Here is a 19394-nt window from a genome sequence, read left to right as displayed (position 1 = left end):
AGCCACAATGGGCGGGGGTGGATGCGGTTATCCATCGCCGCGTTTACGTCAACCCGAAGGGAATGTTCTGGTGGTGCCGGGAAACCAGCGAAGAGGCGTTACAGCTCCTGTGGCTGGCGAAAACGCTCTACCCTGAACATTTTGCCGACGTGGATATGCACAAAGAGACGCGTGATTTTTATCAGCAATTCTTTGGCCTGACGTTAAGCGATGCGCAGGTCAATGATTTGCTCAATCCGCCGCGCTGATATGTGGTAAGGAAGATGATGTCTGTTGTAGAAAATACGCGGTCGATAGAAACCGGATATCGGCAGGTGCTTCGTCAGCGCATAGCGATTCTGGCGGCGATTTTGGTCGCCATTGTGGCGTCCCTGCTGCTCGATTTTACCCTTGGCCCGTCCGGGATAGCTATTCATACGCTCCTGCAAACTCAGCGCGCATCGGGTGGCGAAACGAGCCAGCATCAGGCCATTGAGTTGCTCGAAAAGTTGGGGATCGGCCATCTTGCATTAAGCTACCTTGATCAACTTTCCGGTGGGCAGAAACAACTGGTTGGCCTCGCCCAGTCGTTGATTCGCAGGCCGTCGCTACTGCTGCTGGATGAGCCCCTCAGCGCGCTGGATCTCAACTATCAGTTACATGTAATGGACGTTATCTCTCGCGAGACGCGGGAGCGCAATATGGTCACGCTGATGGTGGTGCATGACATTAATATTGCGTTACGCCATGCGGCTCAGGTGCTCATGCTGAAGGCGGGCCAGCGGATCGCCTGCGGCAAGCCAGAAACGGTGATTACCGCAGAGAGTCTGGCGCAGGTTTACGGGGTATGTGGCCGGATTGAACGTTGTTCGCAGGGCAGGGCGCAGGTGATTCTGGATGGCGTAATAGAAAAATAACCGGGCAGCTATAGCCGCCCGGTTGTGGGGAATTACTTCGCTTTACCCTGGTTGGCAACGGCCGCCGCTTTCGCAGCGATTTCGTCAGCATTACCCAGATAGTAGCGTTTCAGCGGCTTGAAGTTTTCATCGAACTCATACACCAGCGGAATGCCGGTTGGGATGTTCAGGTCGATGATCTCTTCTTCACCCATGTTATCCAGATATTTCACCAGCGCGCGCAGGGAGTTACCGTGAGCCGCGATGATCACGCGCTCACCGCTTTTGATGCGCGGCAGAATGGTTTCGTTCCAGTAAGGCACCACGCGATCGATAGTCAGCGCCAGGCTTTCCGTTAACGGCAGTTCTTTATCGGTCAGTTTCGCGTAGCGCGGGTCGTGACCCGGGTAGCGCTCGTCATCTTTGGTCAGTTCCGGCGGGGTGATGGCAAAGCCACGACGCCACTGTTTCACCTGATCGTCGCCGTATTTCGCGGCGGTTTCCGCTTTGTTCAGACCCTGAAGTGCGCCGTAGTGACGTTCGTTCAGTTTCCAGGATTTCTCAACCGGCAGCCATGCTTGATCCAGCTCGTCCAGCACATTCCACAGGGTGTGGATGGCACGTTTCAGCACGGAGGTATAAGCAAAGTCAAAGGTATAGCCTTCGTCTTTCAGCAGTTTACCCGCCGCTTTTGCTTCGCCGACGCCTTTCTCTGACAGGTCAACGTCATACCAACCGGTAAAGCGGTTTTCGTTGTTCCACTGACTTTCACCGTGACGAACCAGTACCAGCTTAGTTACAGCCATACTCTCACTCCTCAAGCTTTATTTGAATGATAACAATTCTCATTATATTGCCGTGATCGCCTCAGCGGCAACGCTTATGCATAACCATAGCGAAAATAGCGGCTGAGTGTAAGGTGGTTGTGAATACAGGGTTGTGAATTTGTCGATGGTTGATGCTAAATTCAGCAAAGTGCGCAAAAAGTAACGACCGGACGCCGGGCGGCATCCGGTCGGCGGCGTTTATCCGGCGATAAACTGATATTCCGTCAGGCTAACGTACTCTTCACCAGGCTTCAGTACGCAGTCTGGCTGTGGCCATTCCGGATGATTCGGGCTATCAGGCAGAAATTCGCTTTCCAGCGCCAGCCCCTGCCAGGCGGTGTAGGGCTCAGTGCCGCGTGATGGCGTACCGTCAAGGAAGTTGCCGGAATAGAATTGCAGGGCAGGAGCCGAGGTATAGACCTTCATCTGCAATTTTTCATCCTGTGACCACAGTTGTGCGACAACCGCAGAGGCATCGCCTTTTGCCTGAAGCAGGAAAGCATGGTCATACCCTTTCACTTTCTGCTGATCGCCATCGCTGAGGAAGTCGGCAGAAATGCGTTTTGGCTGGCGGAAGTCGAAGCTAGTGCCTGCTACCGCTTTCAGACCGTCGCGCGGAATGCCGCTTTCATCGACCGGCAGATAGGCATCGGCTAACAGTTGCAGCCTGTGTGTGCGGACATCGCTCTGTTCACCGTTAAGGTTGAAGTAGACGTGGTTAGTCATGTTCACCGGGCAGGCTTCATCAACCGTTGCGCGATACTCAATGGCGATGCGGTTGTCTTCGGTCAGACGATAAAGCGCTGATGCGTTCAGGGTGCCAGGGAAACCCTGGTCGCCATCTTCTGAGGTGAGTGTGAACAACACTTCACTGTTATTCTGATTGCTGATAGCCCAGCGGCGTTTATCAAACCCTTCCGGGCCGCCGTGAAGCTGATGCTCACCCTGGCTTGGCGTCAGCGTATACGTTTGTCCGTTCAGCGTGAAGCGGCTGTTGGCGATGCGGTTGGCGTAGCGGCCAATTGATGCGCCAAAGAACGCGGCTTGTTCGCTGTACTGTTCCGGCGAAGCGCAGCCGAGCAGTGCCTCGCGAATGGAGCCATCTGCGAGCGGAATACGGGCGGAAAGCAACGTTGCGCCCCAGTCCATCAGAGTAACCACCACACCCTGGGTATTACGCAGGGTAATCAGGCGGTAGGGCTGGCCATCGGGGGCCAGGGTTGGCGTTTCTGTTAACACTGTCCGGCTCCTTGTGAAGGTTTGCAAACGTAGAATGTCTCTTTAATCCCGGTCTTCGCTTCATACTGTTCGGCGACAGCCTGTTGAACGGCATCGGTCAGGGCTTCCGGCACCAGCGCCACAATGCAACCGCCGAAGCCGCCACCGGTCATGCGAACGCCGCCTTTGTCGCCAATGGTCGCTTTTACAATCTCAACCAGAGTATCGATTTGCGGCACGGTGATTTCAAAGTCATCACGCATAGACGCGTGAGATTCCGCCATCAGTTGTCCCATACGCTGGAGATCGCCTTTCTCCAGTGCATTCGCCGCTTCCACGGTACGGGCGTTTTCCGTCAGTACGTGGCGAACGCGTTTGGCAACGATGGGGTCAAGCTGGCTGGCGACGGCATTAAATTCATCCAGCGTGACGTCGCGCAGGGCGGGTTGCTGGAAGAAACGCGCGCCGGTTTCGCACTGTTCGCGGCGAGTGTTGTACTCGCTGCCGACCAGGGTGCGCTTAAAGTTACTGTTGATAATGATGACCGCGACGCCTTTTGGCATGGATACGGCTTTGGTTCCCAGGCTGCGGCAGTCGATCAGTAATGCATGATCTTTTTTACCCAGCGCGGAAATCAACTGATCCATAATGCCGCAGTTGCAGCCGACGAACTGGTTTTCTGCTTCCTGACCGTTCAACGCAATTTGCGCGCCGTCCAGCGGCAGATGATAGAGCTGCTGGAAGACGGTACCGACTGCGACTTCCAGCGAGGCTGAAGAACTCAGACCCGCGCCCTGCGGGACGTTACCGCTGATGACCAGATCCGCACCCTCGAACTTAGGGTTACGTTTTTGCAAATGTTTCACCACGCCGCGCACGTAGTTAGACCACTGCTGGCTGTCGTGAGTGACAATCGGCGCATCCAGGGAGAACTCATCAACCTGGTTGTCATAGTCAGCGGCAATCACGCGGACAGTGCGATCTTTTCGCGGCGCGCAACTGATCACCGTCTGGTAATCAATCGCGCAGGGCAGTACAAAACCGTCGTTATAGTCGGTGTGCTCACCGATCAGATTAACGCGGCCAGGCGCCTGAATAGTATGGGAGGCAGGGTAGCCAAATTTTTCAGCAAACAGGGATTGTGTTCTTTCTTTCAGACTCATTGTTATTCTCCGGACTCGCGAAAATGGATATCACTGACCGCGCGCAGGCGCTCGGCGGCTTGTTCTGCCGTCAGGTCACGCTGGGTTTCTGCCAGCATTTCATAGCCAACCATAAATTTACGCACGCTGGCGGAACGCAGCAGAGGCGGGTAGAAATGCGCGTGTAACTGCCAGTGCGCATTTTCCTCGCCGTTAAACGGCGCGCCGTGCCAACCCATGGAGTAGGGGAAGGAGCACTGGAACAGATTATCGTAGCGACTGGTTAGCTTTTTCAGCGCCAGAGCCAGATCGTCGCGCTGGGCATCCGTTAAATCGGTGATGCGCAGAATATGCGTTTTCGGCAGCAACAGGGTTTCAAATGGCCAGGCCGCCCAGTAAGGGACAACCGCCAGCCAGTGTTCGGTTTCCACCACCGTGCGGCTGCCGTCAGCCAGCTCGCGTTGCACGTAATCAACCAGCATCGGTGAACGCTGTTCGTCGAAATAAGCGCGTTGCAGGCGGTCTTCACGTTCAATTTCATTGGGCAGGAAGCTGTTCGCCCACACCTGACCATGCGGATGCGGGTTCGAGCAGCCCATCGCCGCGCCTTTGTTTTCAAAGACCTGAACCCAGGGGTAGGTTTGCCCCAATTCGGCGGTTTGTTCCTGCCAGGTTTTCACCACCGATTGTAGAGCGGGCAAGGTGAGTTCCGGCAGCGTTTTACTGTGATCCGGCGAGAAGCAGATGACGCGGCTGGTGCCGCGCGCGCTCATACAGCGCATCAATGGATCGTTGCTTTCCGGCGCGTCCGGCGTGTCAGTCATCAGCGCGGCGAAGTCGTTGGTAAAAACGTAGGTGCTGGTGTAGTCGGGGTTTTTGTCGCCCGTCACCCGGGTGTTGCCCGGGCATAAAAAGCAGTCCGGATCGTGCGCGGGCAGCGTCTGTTTTGACGGTGTCTCTTGCGCCCCTTGCCAGGGGCGTTTTGCGCGATGCGGTGAAACTAAAATCCACTGGCCCGTTAAAGGGTTATAACGGCGGTGGGGATGATCGACGGGGTTAAATTGCGTCATCACAAATCCTTAGTCTGGATATCCCTGAGGATGACGGGACTGCCAGTGCCAGGTGTCCTGCGCCATTTCATCGAGATTACGGGTTACGCGCCAGTTCAGTTCTTTGTCAGCTTTGGTGGCATCGGCCCAGTAGGCCGGAAGGTCGCCATCGCGACGCGGAGCGAAGTGGTAGTTAATCGGTTTGCCGCAGGCTTTGCTGAAGGCGTTCACCACATCGAGCACGCTGCTGCCCACGCCGGCACCGAGGTTATAGATATGCACACCGGCTTTGTCGGCCAGTTTTTCCATGGCCGCGACGTGGCCATCGGCGAGATCCATCACGTGGATGTAGTCGCGCACGCCCGTACCGTCAGGGGTAGGGTAGTCGTTACCAAAGATGGCGAGCGATTCGCGACGACCAACAGCGACCTGGGCGATGTACGGCATCAGGTTATTGGGAATGCCCTGCGGATCTTCCCCCATCTCGCCGGACGCATGCGCGCCAACCGGGTTAAAGTAGCGCAGCAGTGAGATGCTCCATTCCGGCTGTGCCTTTTGCAGATCGGTAAGGATTTGCTCAACCATCAGCTTGCTTTTGCCATAGGGACTTTGCGGAGTGCCGGTCGGGAAGCTTTCGACGTAAGGGATTTTAGGCTGATCGCCATAAACAGTGGCGGAAGAACTAAAAATGAAGTTTTTAACGTTTGCGGTACGCATAGCGGAAACCAGTCGTAGTGTTCCGTTGACGTTATTGTCATAATACTCCAGCGGTTTTTGTACCGACTCGCCTACGGCTTTCAGCCCCGCGAAGTGGATCACCGCCTCAATGGCGTGATCGGTTAAGATCGTGACCATCAATGCTTCATCGCGAATATCGCCCTCCACGAACGTCGCTTTTTTGCCGCTAAGACGTTCGATTACCGGTAAGACGCTGCGTTTGCTGTTACACAGGTTGTCGAGAATGATGACATCGTGGCCTTGTTGCAGCAGTTGCACGCAGGTATGACTTCCTATGTAACCGCTACCACCCGTAACCAATACTCTCATTTTTCGCTCCATTAGGCATATGGTATGTATTGAAGATAGCATACCAGAGAAGGCAAAAGTGTGACATGGGATAAATTAGTGGAATCGTTTACACTAAACGTATAAAAGTAGGGTTTGAAATTAATTCTTATTTTTCAGTTTGTTATGGTTAATCGTATAAATCTTAAAAATGCGCAGTGAATTTTTGTGTAACGGCTTGATGCTGCGCCAGCGCAACAAAGCAGCGCTGGCGCAGTGAGGAAAGGCGACTCAGTCGTCAGATTTTTTGCGGAAGACCAGGTGTTTTAGCCCGGCGCCGAAAGCCACCACCGCAATCGCGGCGATTTTCCAGAACTTGAGCAAGGTAAGGCCAATCATAGCCAGCAGACCGATTTTCTTCGCGGCAATGCCCCCAATCAACGCGGCAAGGCCATATTCAGCCAACTTATCGGTTTTGGCGTTATAGTCGCTGTATCGCTGACCCTCGTTAAAGCTCACCGCGTTAAGCAACGTTTTGGTCAGTGGTTTGGCGGCATCCACGTTACCGCGATCGGTGATCAGGTTCAGTTCGAAGTAACCCTCACGACCCAGCAGGTAGGTATTGTAGTTCACACCTTGCTCTTTCATGGGCACATTGCTGCCAATGTCTTTTGATGCGGCAGACCAAATCAGACGGTGGGTGGTGGCATCGTAGCTGGGTTTTTCTACCCAACCAATCACTTCAATGGCCGGGATACCTTTTTTCACGCGATCCTTATTGCCTTCTTTGGTGCCTTCGCGCAGGCTTTCAAGTAACTCATCGGCATCCCACTCTTTCGCGTCATCATCTTTAATATAACCCGAGTTGTCATAATCAATTGAAATAAATCCGGCGATATCCATATGGAAAATTAAACCATAAAAATTCGCATCATCGACGTAATTTCCCAGTTCCGTCATAAATACTGACGATTCTTTCGGTGGAAAATAGACATAACCTTTCGGTAGTTGAATGGACGCTTTTTCGCCCAGGGGAATGGTCGCCGGGCCAGGGACAGCCACGCGTTCCATCGCCGCATAGGCAATCTCTACCGGGTCATCGGCCTGTTGGGGTTCCGATTTATTGGCCGCAAAGACATTAAAGGAGAGCGCAAAAAGAAAGCTGAGAAATACGCAATGCGTACGGAAAAATCTAAACGACAGATTCATATATTTTCCTGTAAGTAACATCGCCGACATCATTGTCAGCGCTAAATAGCCAACGTGCGCGGTAATTTTATTCCTGCGACTGGCGTTTCACTTTTTAATTTTAGTTAATACAGGATTAAGATTGTCTTTATATATAAGATGGGCCCCATGAATTGGGGCCCGAATATTTATATTTTGCCTAATTGATAGCGGTAACCCTCTCCGTCGGCAATAAATTCCAGCCGATGGGTAATGCAGTCTGGCGCATCCTCCGCATGGTGAGAGACAAACAGCAATTGTGTTTTTCCCTCGCCGATCAGCACGTCAATAAAACGGCGCACTACCTGACGATTGAGTGGGTCAAGCCCCTGCAAGGGTTCATCGAGGATAAGCAGCGTGGGATGCTTGACCAACGCGCGGACGATCAGCGCCAGTCGCTGCTGGCCCCAGGAGAGACTGTGGAAGGGGGCATCGGCGGTACGGGTATCCATTCCGAGAATTGCGAGCCACTGATCGACCAGTTTACGCTGTTTATCTGATACCGCCTGATAAATGCCGATAGAATCAAAGTAACCGGAAATAATCACATTGCGCACCGTGGTGCTGACGCGGTAGTCAAGATGCAGGCTGCTGCTGACATAGCCGATATGCTTTTTAATATCCCAGATGGTCTCACCGCTGCCGCGGCGGCGGCCAAATAGCGTCAGGTCGTTACTGTAACCCTGCGGGTGATCGCCGGTAACGAGGCTTAAAAGCGTTGATTTACCTGCCCCGTTCGGGCCGATAATTTGCCAGTGTTCATTGGGGGCGACAGTCCAGCTCAGGTGGTTGATAATCGGGCGATCGTCCCAGGATACGACGCCATCGCGCAGTACAATGCGCGGTGTGTCGTCAGCAATTGAGCGCTGCGCTGAGGGGGCATCGGGTTCCGGCAATGTCATACCCGCCAGCTTTTCGCTGTGCGCCAGTTGGGCAATCAGCGTTTGTGCCAGCAGGCTCTCTTTCTCGCCCGTTTCCGTAAGCGTACAGTCGGCAAGCACCCCGGCAAACGGAACGAACGCCGGGATATCATCAAAACGATTAAGTACCAGCACCAGCGTATAACCCGCCTCGCTGAGCTGCGCAAGATGCTCCGCCAGTTGCTGGCGTGAGGCGACATCCAGCCCGTCGAATGGTTCGTCGAGGATCAGCAAATCGGGGTCGGCCATCAGTGCCTGACAAAGCAGAGTTTTGCGTGTTTCGCCTGTGGAGAGATATTTGAAGCGACGAGCGAGCAGGTGGCTGATGCCGAAGCGCGCGGCAAGCTCAGCGCAGCGCGCTGCGTTTTTGATGTCGTCCTGAATAATATCCGCCGTGGTGCGACCTGTGTCATCCTCTCCGGGGCTGAGTAAGTCGGTATTGTTGCGCTGCCACTCATCGCTCACCAGTTTTTGCAGTTGTTCGAAGGAGAGGCGAGTGATGCGGGTGAACTGGCATTCACGCGAGCCTCCGAGCAGCGGGAGCTCCCCGGCAAGCGAGCGGGCAAGAGCCGATTTGCCGCTGCCGTTGCTGCCGACAAAGGACCAGCTTTCACCGGCCCGCAGGGTCAGGTGCTCAATTTTCAGCGTTTTTGTGTCGCTAAGACGAAACGTGCCTTGCGAAATTTGCAATGATGACATTGTGTATCCCATTTTTTGCAGCGGTTTTTATCAGGGATACGTCTTTCACTTCACGATGTCAATGGCCTCAGCACAACGTGGCGAGAATGATGCGGTCAGCATTAAAATATGCTGTGACATCGGCACCTTCTTCCAGCTCCGTCGCGTTATCCAGCGGCAACGTGGCGCACAGGGTTTGCCCGTCCGGCAGCGACATCAACACCTCGCACTGTTCAGCGCCGCGTTGAATATGGCTGATGCGGCAGGCCAGTTGATTATCGGCATCGCGAGCCTGTTCCGGATCGCGGGTTACGCTTACCCACGGCGCTTTCAGTAATACCAGCACCTCTTTACCTTCGTCGAGCCCGAGACGTTCACCACTTTGGGCGGTGATCGCCACCTTCAGGCGCGTTTCACCGTCGGCGAGTAAAATATCAACGTGCTGTTGCACCTGCTGGTGATCGCGACGGGTGACGGTGCCAAACCACTGATTGCGCGCGCTGGTTTGCAATGAAAAACGGGAAATGGCCGCCAGCAGACTATCGAGTGGGAGAGCATCGTCATCGCTCAATACATCGAAGGCTTTTTGCTGGATCTGCGCCAGCAGATCGTAGAGCTGAATCAGGCGCTGTCCGTAACGGGTAAGAACCGCGCCGCCGCCGCCTTTGCCGCCGGTCGCGCGGTCAACCAGAGCCTGCTCGCTTAACGTATTCATTTCATTAATGGCATCCCAGGCGCTTTTATAGCTGATGCCGGCATTCTTCGCGCCCTGGCTGATAGAGCCGGTTTGCGCAATTTGTTTTAGCAGCGCAATGCGGCGCGGGTCGGCGAACAGGCGTTGCTGAAGCTTGAGAGTAAGAAGGATTTCTGCCTGCATAACGAACGTCCTGATAAAAAGGTTATTGTGACCTAAATAGGGGCAGGGGCAAAGCGCACCGCACAAAAGGGAGTGTATTTCTCCCGTAGATGGTTACAATAAGGTAAACATAATGTCTGGAGTAAACCATGTTAGAACTGCTGAAAAGTCTGGTTTTTGCCGTAATCATGGTGCCCGTCGTAATGGCCATCATTATGGGGCTGATTTACGGACTCGGTGAAGTGTTCAACATCTTTTCTGGCGTCGGCCATAAAGATAACCGCACGCAGAACCATTGATTTACCCCGACGCCCGGTCTCCTCCGGGCGTTTTTATTTTTAAGTCCCTCCCTCTTTCTGCCGATAACCCTCTTAAACGTCATGAATTAACGCTGGGAAACCCGTCGACTTATCGTTATATTTATTTATATACAACGGTATTAACAGGAGTGAGAAATGGCAGGTTCATGGTTACGTTTGGTTACTGGCGCTACACTTGCGCTCTCAGTTGCTGGTCAGGCGTTGGCAGATGAAAGTAAAATCACCGTCTTTGCTGCGGCTTCGCTGACGAATGCGATGCAGTATATCGCTAAAGAGTATAAAAAAGAGAAGAATGTGGATGTCGTTTCCTCGTTTGCGTCTTCTTCAACTCTGGCTCGTCAAATCGAGGCCGGTGCGCCTGCCGATCTCTTTATCTCCGCCGATCAGAAATGGATGGACTATGCGGCAGGTAAAAAAGCGATCGATACGTCTTCGCGTAAAACCCTGCTTGGCAATAGCCTGGTGGTTGTGGCACCAAAAGCCAGCGTACAGAGCGAAATCACCATCAGCGCGAAAACCGACTGGGTCAGCCTGCTAAAAGGGGGGCGTCTGGCGGTTGGCGATCCTGATCACGTTCCGGCGGGGATCTACGCGAAAGAAGCGCTGCAAAAACTGGGGGCGTGGGATACGCTGTCTTCACAACTGGCTCCGGCTGAAGATGTTCGCGGCGCACTGGCGCTGGTGGAACGTAACGAAGCTCCGTTGGGTATTGTTTACGGTTCTGATGCGGTTGCCAGTAAAGGGGTAAAAGTGGTCGGCACCTTCCCGGAAGATTCTCACCAGAAAGTAGAGTATCCGCTGGCGATTATCGACGGCCATAAAAATGATGCTGTCACTGCGTTCTACGACTATCTGAAGGGGCCACAGGCCTCGGCAATCTTTAAACAATATGGATTTACCACACAACAATGATATTGACGGATCCCGAATGGCAGGCGGTGCTGCTTAGCCTGAAAGTTTCATCTCTGGCAGTTTTATTCAGTTTGCCCTTTGGGATCTTCTTTGCCTGGCTGTTGGTTCGGCGTAATTTTCCCGGCAAAGCGCTGCTCGACAGCCTTATCCACCTGCCGCTGGTGCTTCCGCCGGTCGTGGTTGGCTATTTGTTGCTGGTTGCGATGGGGCGGCGCGGATTTATCGGCGCCTGGCTGTATGACTGGTTCGGTCTGACCTTTGCCTTTAGCTGGCGTGGTGCGGTGCTGGCGGCGGCGGTGATGTCTTTCCCGCTGATGGTGCGGGCGATTCGCCTGGCGCTGGAGGGCGTGGACGTCAAACTGGAACAGGCCGCGAGAACGCTGGGGGCAGGGCGCTGGCGCGTTTTCTGCACGATAACGCTACCGCTCACCTTGCCCGGTATTATCGTGGGTACAGTGCTGGCCTTTGCCCGCTCTCTTGGTGAATTTGGCGCAACGATTACGTTTGTTTCCAATATTCCTGGTGAAACCCGCACCATCCCTTCGGCGATGTATACCCTGATTCAGACTCCGGGCGGCGAAAGCGCGGCGGCGCGTCTGTGTCTTATTTCCATTGTGCTGGCGCTGATTTCACTGATGATTTCAGAATGGCTGGCGCGTCTGAGCCGCCAACGTATAGGGGCCTGAATTGTGCTGGAGCTGAATTTTAGCCAAACGCTGGGAACGCATTGCCTGCGCATTAACGAGTCTCTGCCCGCCAGTGGGATCACTGCGGTATTTGGCGTTTCTGGTGCCGGAAAAACCTCACTGATCAACGCCATCAGCGGCCTGACCCGACCCGAGCAGGGGCGGATCGTTCTTAATGGACGGGTACTGAATGATGCCGAAAATGGCATTTGCCTTGCCCCGGAAAAACGCCGGGTGGGCTATGTTTTTCAGGATGCGCGCCTGTTCCCCCACTATAAAGTGCGTGGCAATCTGCGCTACGGCATGGCGAAAAATATGGAGAGCCAGTTCGATAAGCTGGTGGCTCTACTCGGCATTGAAGCCCTGCTTGATAGGCTACCCGGCAGTCTATCTGGTGGTGAAAAACAGCGTGTGGCGATTGGCCGGGCGCTGCTGACCGCGCCTGAACTTCTCCTGCTGGATGAACCGCTGGCCTCACTTGATATTCCCCGAAAACGTGAATTGTTGCCCTATCTGCAACGCCTGGCGCATGAAATTAATATCCCGATGCTGTACGTCAGCCACTCGCTGGATGAGATCCTGCATCTGGCGGATAAGGTACTGGTGCTGGAAGGGGGAAATGTGAAAGCATTTGGTAGCCTGGAGGATGTTTGGGGGAGTAGCGTTATGCACCCCTGGCTGCCCCAGGATCAACAAAGCTCCATTTTGCGTGTGACGGTGCTGGAACATCATCCGTACTATGCGATGACTGCGCTGGCGCTGGGCGATCAGCATCTGTGGGTGAATAAACTCGATAAGCCCCTACACTCTGCCGTAAGGGTACGCATCCAGGCGACGGATGTTTCGCTGGTGCTGCAACCCTCCGCGCATACCAGCATTCGCAACGTGCTGCATGCACAAGTGGTGCAGTGTTATGACAATAGCGGGCAAATTGAAGTGCAGTTAGATGTCAGCGGCAGAACGTTATGGGCGCGCATCACCCCGTGGGCGCAGGATGACCTGGCGGTGAAGCCAGGCCAGTGGCTCTATGCGCAAATCAAGAGCGTCTCAATCACGGCCTGATCACAGCAAGCGGGTATAGATAAATTCGGCGATGGTGTCGGTGGTATTTTCGCCGATAACCACGTTAGCGCGCGCTTTTACCGCGTCGTCGGCATTACCCATTGCCACACCCATACCGGCCGCTTCCAGCATGCTGATATCGTTATAGTTATCACCAAAGGCAATCACGTCTTTCATCGACAGCCCCTGTGATTCCACCCACTGGGTGAGGCGTTTGCCTTTACTGTTCCCCTTACGGGCGATATCCACCTGATCGTGCCATGACCATTCGCACTCCAGTTGCAGCATCTCTTCCACCTGCTCGCCAAATTTTTTCAGCTTCGGCAGGTCTTCGTCGGTTAACGCGAATTTCCAGACATTTTTGACGTCATGGGCGGCCTGCGCCAGTGAATCGACCTGAGTAAAGGACGGACGCTGTGCTTCCGGCAGAGACTGTGCCCAGTTGCTGGTGCGTACCACGTGGCCAGTAGGGTACTGATACATCATCGTGTCATCCACATACATCAGGCCATGAATCTGATACTCATCCAGCATGGTGATAAGCTGCTGGGCTTTATCGACTGGCATCGGGTCGGCTTCCAGCACCGTTCTGGCGTGGTAATCATACAAATAGGTGCCATTACAGCAGATGGCAGGCGTTTCTAATGCCAGCGCCTGATAAAACGGATGGATGGCAACGTGATGGCGGCCAGTCACGATAATTAATTGATATCCCGCTTCTTTCGCGCGATTCAGCGCTTCCAGTGAGGAGGGGAGCAGCGTTTTTTTCGGCGTAAGTAGCGTTCCGTCCAGATCAAGGGCAATCACACGTGAAGTCATAGTGGTATCTCAGGTCATGTTTAAATTCTCTGTGCTGGATGGTACACCGACTCGCAGGCACCGCAAAATTAGCGGGGAGCATTCAGCATCGGGCGCTAAAATCGGCTCCCGACACCTTTGATGACAATAACTATCACTGCTGTAAATGACCTGTGATGTTAACTTGCTATACTTGCCGCAGAATTTTTGACAGGCACTCCTATGACTTCATTCGTTCTTACTCGCGGCTGGCGTACTCCCGGGGCGATATTGCTGGCGTCGCTGACGTTACTTGCGGGCTTTACGCTTTATCTGCACTGGGGCTCTTTCATTCAGTGGTGCCTTGCCACACAAATTACGCTGCATCGCTATCTGGTGATGTACCTGCTTCAGTTAAATAACCATCAATATATGGGCGGGTTATGGTTGCTGGTGGGTGCCTTTTTTTATGGCGTACTGCACGCCATTGGGCCAGGACACGGGAAATTTATCGTGACCACTTACCTGAGCACCAATAATGAGAGTCTGCTCGCCGCACGGGTCGTCCCGTTTATCGGCAGTCTGATGCAGGGGGTGAGCGCAATCCTGTTTGTGTTTATTCTGGCGATTGGCTTTAACCTTGCATCGGGTGATCTCAGTACCAGTCGCTGGTACGTGGAGAAAATCAGCGCAGTCATGATTGGCGGGTTTGGGGCGTTTATCATTTTTCATGCGCTGAAAAGTTTGCGTCCACGGAAGCTGGCCGTCATTTCACTTAGACCCTTGCACCAGCATGATGAACAGTGCGGTTGTGGTGCTCACGGCGTCGGCGCAAACCTGGCGCAGGGTGACTGGAAAACCCGACTTGGCGTGATTATCGCGATTGGCGCACGACCATGCAGCGGCGCTATCATGATTTTACTCTTCTCCAATACGTTGGGAATCGTGACCTGGGGCATTGCCGCGGTCATGACGATGTCGTTTGGTACCGCGCTGTCTATTATGGGCTTGTCGTTGGCCGTGCGTTATGCGCGTGAGCGCACCGTGACGCTTTTTGGCGGCGAGTCGAAAATCCGCTGGCTGGTGCCGTTACTGAAGCTAGCCGGCGGTGCGGCGCTGTTGCTGTTTGCTATTGTGTTGTTCCTGACCGTTATCCCGGTAAGCGCCAATGGCGACTATATTGCCGCCGGATGCTAATGAAAAGCGCGGCTGCCGTGTCGGGGAATTATGCCATCCGAAATGATGTGCTAAATTATTGATTTAATTGTAGCGTTATGGCGTGTTTTATCGCGTATTGTTGTTGGTGATTTGTACAGGAATACGGAATTATCATTTTTGAGGTGTCCTTATGAAACAAACCGTTTATACCGCCAGTCCCGAGAGTCAGCAGATCCACGTCTGGTCGCTGGGTCATGAGGGGAATCTGAAGCTGGTGCAGGTAGTGGATGTGCCCGGTCAGGTTCAGCCAATGGTGGTCAGCCCCGACAAACGTTATCTGTACGTGGGCGTGCGCCCGGAGTTTCGCGTACTGGCTTACCGCATTGCTCCGGACGATGGCGCGCTGACCTTCACCGCCGAAGCGCCGCTGCCGGGAAGTCCGACGCACATCTCAACCGATCGCCTGGGCAATTTTGTCTTTAGCGCATCTTATAATGCCGGTAACGTCAGCGTGACGCGTCTGGAAGACGGTATTCCGCGCGAAACGGTTGATGTCGCCGAGGGACTGGAAGGTTGTCACTCCGCCAATATCTCCCCGGATAACCGCACCTTGTGGGTGCCAGCGTTGAAGCAGGATCGCATCTGCCTGTTTACCCTGAGCGACGATGGTTATCTGGCAGCCCAGGAACCGGCAGAAGTGACTACCGTAGAGGGCGCAGGCCCGCGCCATATGGTGTTCCACCCAAATCAGCAGTACGCCTACTGTGTGAATGAACTCAATAGCTCGGTGGATGTGTGGGAGCTGAAAGATCCCTACGGCAAGATTGAGTGCGTACAGACGCTGGATATGATGCCGGCTGATTTCTCGGATACTCGCTGGGCTGCAGATATTCATCTCACGCCGGATGGCCGTCATCTTTACGCCTGTGACCGAACTTCCAGCCTGATCACCATCTTTAGCGTCTCTGAAGATGGCAGCGTGCTGGCTGTGGAAGGTTTCCAGCCAACGGAAACACAGCCGCGCGGCTTTAATATCGATCACAGCGGTAAATACGTGATTGCCGCCGGGCAGAAATCCCACCACATCGCGGTGTATGAAATTAAAGGTGAGCAAGGTCTGCTGGAAGAGAAAGGCCGCTATGCGGTCGGGCAGGGGCCGATGTGGGTGGTGGTGAACGCATACTAAGCGTCAGGATTACCCTGAAAACAAAAAACCTCGCCGCGGCGAGGTTTTTTTATATCCGGCTGGTGACAGGAAAGCATATCAACAATAGCCAACACGATGATGTGACTAAATGACGGGTGAAGCGTAAAACGCGTTGTACAAGCAAAAAGGGGAGTGCTCCCCTTTTGCTACTGGTAAGTTTTACTGCTTCGGTTCTGCCAGAACGGTACTTCCCACGCCGCGGTTGTTGAACTCCCACATACGGTTGAAGTTGCGATCGTTCAGGTCGCGCTGGATGTTGCCGTTATCGTCTTTCGCACCGGTGTTACCTGCGAACGGACGTTTAGAAATCGCCGCGTCAGCCCACGGTTTCGCCATGTTGAAGCCTTCGTTGATGACGCTATCGCGGATCACCACCTGGCCGTTGGTGTTGCCGTCGATGTCCAGAGAGCGACCCAGTTGCGCGACATTATCGCCGGAAGCGGTAAAGCGGCTGTTGATAGCGAGGAAACCGTAGTAGATATTCGCCTGCGTTGCCGGAGCGAACACATAGCCTTCCTGCTGGGTACGTGAGTTCACTACGCGGAAATCGGTGTTATCAAACACCACTGCGCCGCGGCCGGAAACGATATCGACATCCCCTTCGAGGTAGCTATTGCTGACCAGGGTTCGGGTCTGGCGATCGTTCTGCAGGCGGTTGTTCACGCTGCTGTTAGTCACAAAGAAAGTATTCTGACGGCCGAGAATATTCACCTTGTTGATCTGTACCTGATCACCGTCGGTACGCAGTGCGACGGCCTGATGAGTGCCGGCATCAACGCTATCGCCGAGATTATTTTCGATGGTCAGGTTCTGCAACTGCAGCCCATTGTTCTGTGACCAGAATACTGCGGAACACATCACACCAATAGTGGCGCTGCGTTTGCTCTGGCAGTTGTCGAACATATACCAGGATGGTTTGCCCGGCATATATTTACCGGCCGGATTGACCAGATGACGCCAGGCGGCTGGCGCCATTTCGGAATCGATCGCCAGGCCAATTTTCACATCGACCGGTTTCTCGCCAGTGCCGTACAGCGTCAGGCTGCCCGGCGCGGCTGGAACATAAACGGTGCCCTGATACTCGCCTGGCAGGATGGCGATGTACTGGCGTCTGCTGCTATGACGCGCAATCGCCGCATCAACGGCTGCCTGAATAGACGTGTGCGTGACACCCTGCTCGCCTGCGGCACCGACCACAAAATCAGGCTGTGCCGGCGTACTGATGGCTGACGGCGACCAGGCGGCACCTTTAGGATCCAGGGCGGTGAAGTAACGTGCGGCAACGTAGTTTTGCGCTTCATCTGCGGATAACACCGGGCGGGATGACGTCCCCGGCGCAGCCTGTTCAGACGGGCGTTGATCCGCAGGGGTTGAGCTGCAAGCAGTCAGTGTCACGCCGAAAGCCAATGCCAGCGCCAGACGGGAAACCGATAAAGTGTTCATGTTGCTCCAGGCTAGTTAAGTTAAAGGGGTTCCATTTAAACCAGCCTTTTTATACTAAGTTGAACGAAACGGGAAGATGTGGATGATAAAAAAGCACTCTCGTTGTGGAAAAGGATTTTCCACCGGAAAGCGCAGGGGGCTTTCCGGGAGGAAAATTAACTGAACAGAGCGGTAATTGAGGCGCTGGCGAGGCTGTGGAAGTGGACGTTAAAACCGACCATCGCGCCGCTGGCGTTTTCATCTACCTCGATGCGCTCAACGTCCAGCGCATGCACGGTGAAAATATAGCGGTGGCTCTCACCTTTTGGTGGCGCCGCGCCGCCGTAGCCCGCATTGCCGAAATCGGTGCGAGTCTGTACGCTGCCTTCCGGCAGGTCGGCGATGCCCGATCCTGCACCCTGGGGCAGAACCCGGGTGTCGGCAGGCAGATTGGCGACAATCCAGTGCCACCAGCCCGAACCAGTCGGCGCATCCGGATCATAGCAGGTGACCACAAAGCTTTTGGTGCCCGCGGGGACGTCATCCCACGCCAGGTGCGGAGAGATGTTATCTCCGTCGTAGCCCATGCCGTTAAACACCTGACGTTGTGGCAGTTTTTCACCTTCACGCAGGTCGTTACTGACTAAAATCATCGTTGCCTCCTTACTTAATCTACTGATTAAGAAAGCAGTGTAGCGGGCGTCAGGCAATTTTACCGTGGATTAATCGATAAAAAATGTGTCCGTTTCAACGGCTTCGCACACCGCACGGGTCAGGCGGCTCAGTTGTTCAGCGCTGATGATATACGGTGGCATCAGGTAGATAAGCTTACCGAAAGGTCGGATCCAGACGCCCTGATCGACAAAGAAACGCTGCAACGCGGCCATATTGACCGGTTTACGCGTCTCCACCACGCCAATTGCGCCCAGAATGCGGACGTCAGCAACCTGAGCCGCCGATTTTGCCGGTACCAGTTCGCGCTGTAACTGCTGTTCAATCGCCGCAACCTGCTGCTGCCATTCTCCGCTTTCCAGCATCGCCAGGCTTTCGGCGGCGACGGCGCAGGCCAGCGGATTGCCCATAAACGTCGGGCCATGCATAAAGCATCCTGCTTCGCCGTTACTGATGGTCTCGGCTACCGGGCGTGTCGTCAGGGTGGCGGAAAGCGTCATCGTGCCGCCGGTAATGGCTTTGCCAAGACAGAGGATATCCGGGGCGATCCCCGCATGTTCGCAGGCAAACAGTTTGCCTGTGCGCCCAAAACCGGTGGCGATTTCGTCAGCAATCAGCAGTATGCCCTCGCGGTCGCACATTTTGCGGATGCGTTTGAGCCATTCAGGATGGTACATCCGCATTCCGCCCGCGCCCTGGACGATGGGTTCAAGGATCACCGCCGCAATTTCATGACGATGCGCTGCCATCAGGCGAGCGAACGCCACCATATCGTGCTCGTCCCATTCGCCATCAAAACGGCTTTGCGGTGCCGGAGCGAAGAGGTTTTCCGGCAGATAACCCTTCCACAGGCTGTGCATCGAGTTGTCCGGATCGCAGACGGACATCGCGCCAAAAGTATCGCCATGATAGCCGTTACGGAAGGTGAGGAATCGTTGCCGCGGCTCGCCTTTCGCCTGCCAGTATTGCAGCGCCATCTTCATTGCCACTTCAACCGCGACGGAACCGGAATCGGCGAGGAAAACGCACTCCAGCGTTTCTGGCGTCATCGCCACCAGTTTACGGCACAGAGAGACGGCGCCCGGGTGAGTGATCCCACCAAACATCACATGCGACATCTGGTCAATTTGCGTTTTCATCGCCGCATTCAGGCGTGGGTGATTGTAGCCATGGATGGCGGCCCACCAGGACGACATGCCGTCAACCAACTGCTCGCCGCTCGCCAGTTGCAGTTCACAACCGTGCGCGGAAACCACCGGGTAGACGGGAAGCGGGGCGGTCATCGAGGTGTAGGGGTGCCAGATATGTTGCTGATCGAAGGCGAGATCGTCCTTTGTCATAATCGACTTGTAAACCATTTTGAAAAGTTTTAGGTTTACGA

The 19394-nt window shown here is 54.4% G+C and carries 19 protein-coding genes and 1 pseudogene; 8 read left to right on the top strand and 12 right to left on the bottom strand.

The window, feature by feature from the left end; translation table 11 throughout:
- Positions 1 to 2: 2 nt before the first annotated feature.
- Both VSR74_RS06445 and VSR74_RS06440 read left to right on the top strand, forming a co-directional pair.
- Positions 3 to 248 (top strand): annotated as a pseudogene (locus VSR74_RS06445) (ABC transporter substrate-binding protein); the annotation flags it as partial.
- 15 nt (positions 249 to 263) lie between these two features.
- Complete coding sequence (locus tag VSR74_RS06440) at positions 264 to 896, top strand: ABC transporter ATP-binding protein (RefSeq protein WP_347793931.1); 633 nt, start codon at positions 264 to 266, stop codon at positions 894 to 896.
- A 32-nt stretch (positions 897 to 928) separates the two neighbouring features.
- On the opposite strand, the gene gpmA is transcribed toward VSR74_RS06440, so the two are convergent.
- From gpmA to modE, 8 genes are all read right to left on the bottom strand, one after another.
- The gene (gene gpmA, locus VSR74_RS06435; RefSeq protein ID WP_347793930.1) at positions 929 to 1681 is read right to left on the bottom strand and encodes a 2,3-diphosphoglycerate-dependent phosphoglycerate mutase; all 753 of its coding nucleotides are present in this window, start codon (positions 1679 to 1681) and stop codon (positions 929 to 931) included.
- Between the two features lie 219 nt (positions 1682 to 1900).
- Positions 1901 to 2941, bottom strand: coding sequence for a galactose-1-epimerase (gene galM / locus VSR74_RS06430; RefSeq protein ID WP_347793929.1), 1041 nt, complete (start codon positions 2939 to 2941; stop codon positions 1901 to 1903).
- Positions 2935 to 4083: a galactokinase gene (gene galK / locus VSR74_RS06425; RefSeq protein WP_347793928.1), complete on the bottom strand. Its 1149-nt coding sequence runs from the start codon at positions 4081 to 4083 to the stop codon at positions 2935 to 2937. The genes galM and galK overlap by 7 nt, the downstream gene beginning before the upstream one ends.
- Positions 4084 to 4085: 2 nt before the next feature.
- Positions 4086 to 5132: a galactose-1-phosphate uridylyltransferase gene (gene galT, locus VSR74_RS06420; protein ID WP_347793927.1), complete on the bottom strand. Its 1047-nt coding sequence runs from the start codon at positions 5130 to 5132 to the stop codon at positions 4086 to 4088.
- 9 nt (positions 5133 to 5141) lie between these two features.
- Positions 5142 to 6158, bottom strand: coding sequence for a UDP-glucose 4-epimerase GalE (galE, locus tag VSR74_RS06415; RefSeq protein WP_347793926.1), 1017 nt, complete (start codon positions 6156 to 6158; stop codon positions 5142 to 5144).
- A gap of 249 nt (positions 6159 to 6407) precedes the next feature.
- Positions 6408 to 7319, bottom strand: coding sequence for a DUF2167 domain-containing protein (locus VSR74_RS06410; protein WP_411914238.1), 912 nt, complete (start codon positions 7317 to 7319; stop codon positions 6408 to 6410).
- A 173-nt stretch (positions 7320 to 7492) separates the two neighbouring features.
- The gene (modF, locus tag VSR74_RS06405) at positions 7493 to 8962 is read right to left on the bottom strand and encodes a molybdate ABC transporter ATP-binding protein ModF (protein WP_347793924.1); all 1470 of its coding nucleotides are present in this window, start codon (positions 8960 to 8962) and stop codon (positions 7493 to 7495) included.
- Between the two features lie 67 nt (positions 8963 to 9029).
- Entirely contained in the window at positions 9030 to 9818 is a 789-nt protein-coding gene (gene modE, locus VSR74_RS06400; RefSeq protein ID WP_347793923.1) for a molybdenum-dependent transcriptional regulator, read from the bottom strand.
- Between the two features lie 128 nt (positions 9819 to 9946).
- On the opposite strand from modE, the gene VSR74_RS06395 reads away from it, so the two are divergent.
- The 4 genes from VSR74_RS06395 (at position 9947) to modC (ending at position 12777) form a co-directional block, all read left to right on the top strand.
- Positions 9947 to 10096, top strand: a complete 150-nt coding sequence (locus VSR74_RS06395; RefSeq protein ID WP_347793922.1) for an AcrZ family multidrug efflux pump-associated protein — start codon at positions 9947 to 9949, stop codon at positions 10094 to 10096.
- Positions 10097 to 10252: 156 nt separating this feature from the next.
- Entirely contained in the window at positions 10253 to 11029 is a 777-nt protein-coding gene (gene modA / locus VSR74_RS06390; protein ID WP_347793921.1) for a molybdate ABC transporter substrate-binding protein, read from the top strand.
- Positions 11026 to 11715 (top strand): molybdate ABC transporter permease subunit, encoded by a 690-nt coding sequence (modB, locus tag VSR74_RS06385; RefSeq protein WP_347793920.1) that lies wholly within the window; start codon positions 11026 to 11028, stop codon positions 11713 to 11715. Before modA ends, modB begins: the two co-directional genes overlap by 4 nt.
- A gap of 3 nt (positions 11716 to 11718) precedes the next feature.
- Positions 11719 to 12777, top strand: coding sequence for a molybdenum ABC transporter ATP-binding protein ModC (gene modC / locus VSR74_RS06380; RefSeq protein ID WP_347793919.1), 1059 nt, complete (start codon positions 11719 to 11721; stop codon positions 12775 to 12777).
- Here modC and VSR74_RS06375 read toward each other — a convergent pair whose 3' ends face one another.
- Positions 12778 to 13596, bottom strand: coding sequence for a pyridoxal phosphatase (locus tag VSR74_RS06375; protein ID WP_347793918.1), 819 nt, complete (start codon positions 13594 to 13596; stop codon positions 12778 to 12780). It lies immediately after the preceding gene.
- Positions 13597 to 13797: 201 nt separating this feature from the next.
- On the opposite strand from VSR74_RS06375, the gene VSR74_RS06370 reads away from it, so the two are divergent.
- Entirely contained in the window at positions 13798 to 14751 is a 954-nt protein-coding gene (locus VSR74_RS06370) for a nickel/cobalt transporter (RefSeq protein WP_347793917.1), read from the top strand.
- 151 nt (positions 14752 to 14902) lie between these two features.
- The gene (gene pgl / locus VSR74_RS06365; protein ID WP_347793916.1) at positions 14903 to 15898 is read left to right on the top strand and encodes a 6-phosphogluconolactonase; all 996 of its coding nucleotides are present in this window, start codon (positions 14903 to 14905) and stop codon (positions 15896 to 15898) included.
- 180 nt (positions 15899 to 16078) lie between these two features.
- On the opposite strand, the gene VSR74_RS06360 is transcribed toward pgl, so the two are convergent.
- The 3 genes from VSR74_RS06360 to bioA form a co-directional block, all read right to left on the bottom strand.
- On the bottom strand, positions 16079 to 17362 hold the full coding sequence (locus tag VSR74_RS06360) for a putative acyl-CoA thioester hydrolase (RefSeq protein ID WP_347793915.1): 1284 nt from the start codon (positions 17360 to 17362) through the stop codon (positions 16079 to 16081).
- Positions 17363 to 17517: 155 nt separating this feature from the next.
- On the bottom strand, positions 17518 to 17994 hold the full coding sequence (locus VSR74_RS06355; protein WP_347793914.1) for a kinase inhibitor: 477 nt from the start codon (positions 17992 to 17994) through the stop codon (positions 17518 to 17520).
- A gap of 69 nt (positions 17995 to 18063) precedes the next feature.
- Positions 18064 to 19353: an adenosylmethionine--8-amino-7-oxononanoate transaminase gene (bioA, locus tag VSR74_RS06350; protein WP_347793913.1), complete on the bottom strand. Its 1290-nt coding sequence runs from the start codon at positions 19351 to 19353 to the stop codon at positions 18064 to 18066.
- Between the last annotated feature and the right edge of the window lie 41 nt (positions 19354 to 19394).

Source organism: Pseudocitrobacter cyperus (assembly GCF_039889165.1).
GTDB classification, from domain to species: domain Bacteria; phylum Pseudomonadota; class Gammaproteobacteria; order Enterobacterales; family Enterobacteriaceae; genus Pseudocitrobacter; species Pseudocitrobacter cyperus.
The sequence above is the reverse complement of the archived record's forward strand: the minus strand, read 5'-3'. Positions and strand labels throughout refer to the sequence as shown.

Excerpts from the sequence above, each read along its gene's own strand:
- VSR74_RS06355 (WP_347793914.1), bottom strand. The coding sequence starts at position 17,994 with ATGATTTTAGTCAGTAACGACCTGCGTGAAGGTGAAAAACTGCCACAA.
- VSR74_RS06360 (WP_347793915.1), bottom strand. The coding sequence starts at position 17,362 with ATGAACACTTTATCGGTTTCCCGTCTGGCGCTGGCATTGGCTTTCGGC.
- modA (WP_347793921.1), top strand. The coding sequence starts at position 10,253 with ATGGCAGGTTCATGGTTACGTTTGGTTACTGGCGCTACACTTGCGCTC.
- modF (WP_347793924.1), bottom strand. The coding sequence starts at position 8,962 with ATGTCATCATTGCAAATTTCGCAAGGCACGTTTCGTCTTAGCGACACA.
- VSR74_RS06370 (WP_347793917.1), top strand. The coding sequence starts at position 13,798 with ATGACTTCATTCGTTCTTACTCGCGGCTGGCGTACTCCCGGGGCGATA.
- galT (WP_347793927.1), bottom strand. The coding sequence starts at position 5,132 with ATGACGCAATTTAACCCCGTCGATCATCCCCACCGCCGTTATAACCCT.
- galE (WP_347793926.1), bottom strand. The coding sequence starts at position 6,158 with ATGAGAGTATTGGTTACGGGTGGTAGCGGTTACATAGGAAGTCATACC.
- gpmA (WP_347793930.1), bottom strand. The coding sequence starts at position 1,681 with ATGGCTGTAACTAAGCTGGTACTGGTTCGTCACGGTGAAAGTCAGTGG.
- galK (WP_347793928.1), bottom strand. The coding sequence starts at position 4,083 with ATGAGTCTGAAAGAAAGAACACAATCCCTGTTTGCTGAAAAATTTGGC.
- pgl (WP_347793916.1), top strand. The coding sequence starts at position 14,903 with ATGAAACAAACCGTTTATACCGCCAGTCCCGAGAGTCAGCAGATCCAC.
- modB (WP_347793920.1), top strand. The coding sequence starts at position 11,026 with ATGATATTGACGGATCCCGAATGGCAGGCGGTGCTGCTTAGCCTGAAA.
- bioA (WP_347793913.1), bottom strand. The coding sequence starts at position 19,353 with ATGACAAAGGACGATCTCGCCTTCGATCAGCAACATATCTGGCACCCC.
- VSR74_RS06440 (WP_347793931.1), top strand. The coding sequence starts at position 264 with ATGATGTCTGTTGTAGAAAATACGCGGTCGATAGAAACCGGATATCGG.
- VSR74_RS06395 (WP_347793922.1), top strand. The coding sequence starts at position 9,947 with ATGTTAGAACTGCTGAAAAGTCTGGTTTTTGCCGTAATCATGGTGCCC.
- modE (WP_347793923.1), bottom strand. The coding sequence starts at position 9,818 with ATGCAGGCAGAAATCCTTCTTACTCTCAAGCTTCAGCAACGCCTGTTC.
- VSR74_RS06375 (WP_347793918.1), bottom strand. The coding sequence starts at position 13,596 with ATGACTTCACGTGTGATTGCCCTTGATCTGGACGGAACGCTACTTACG.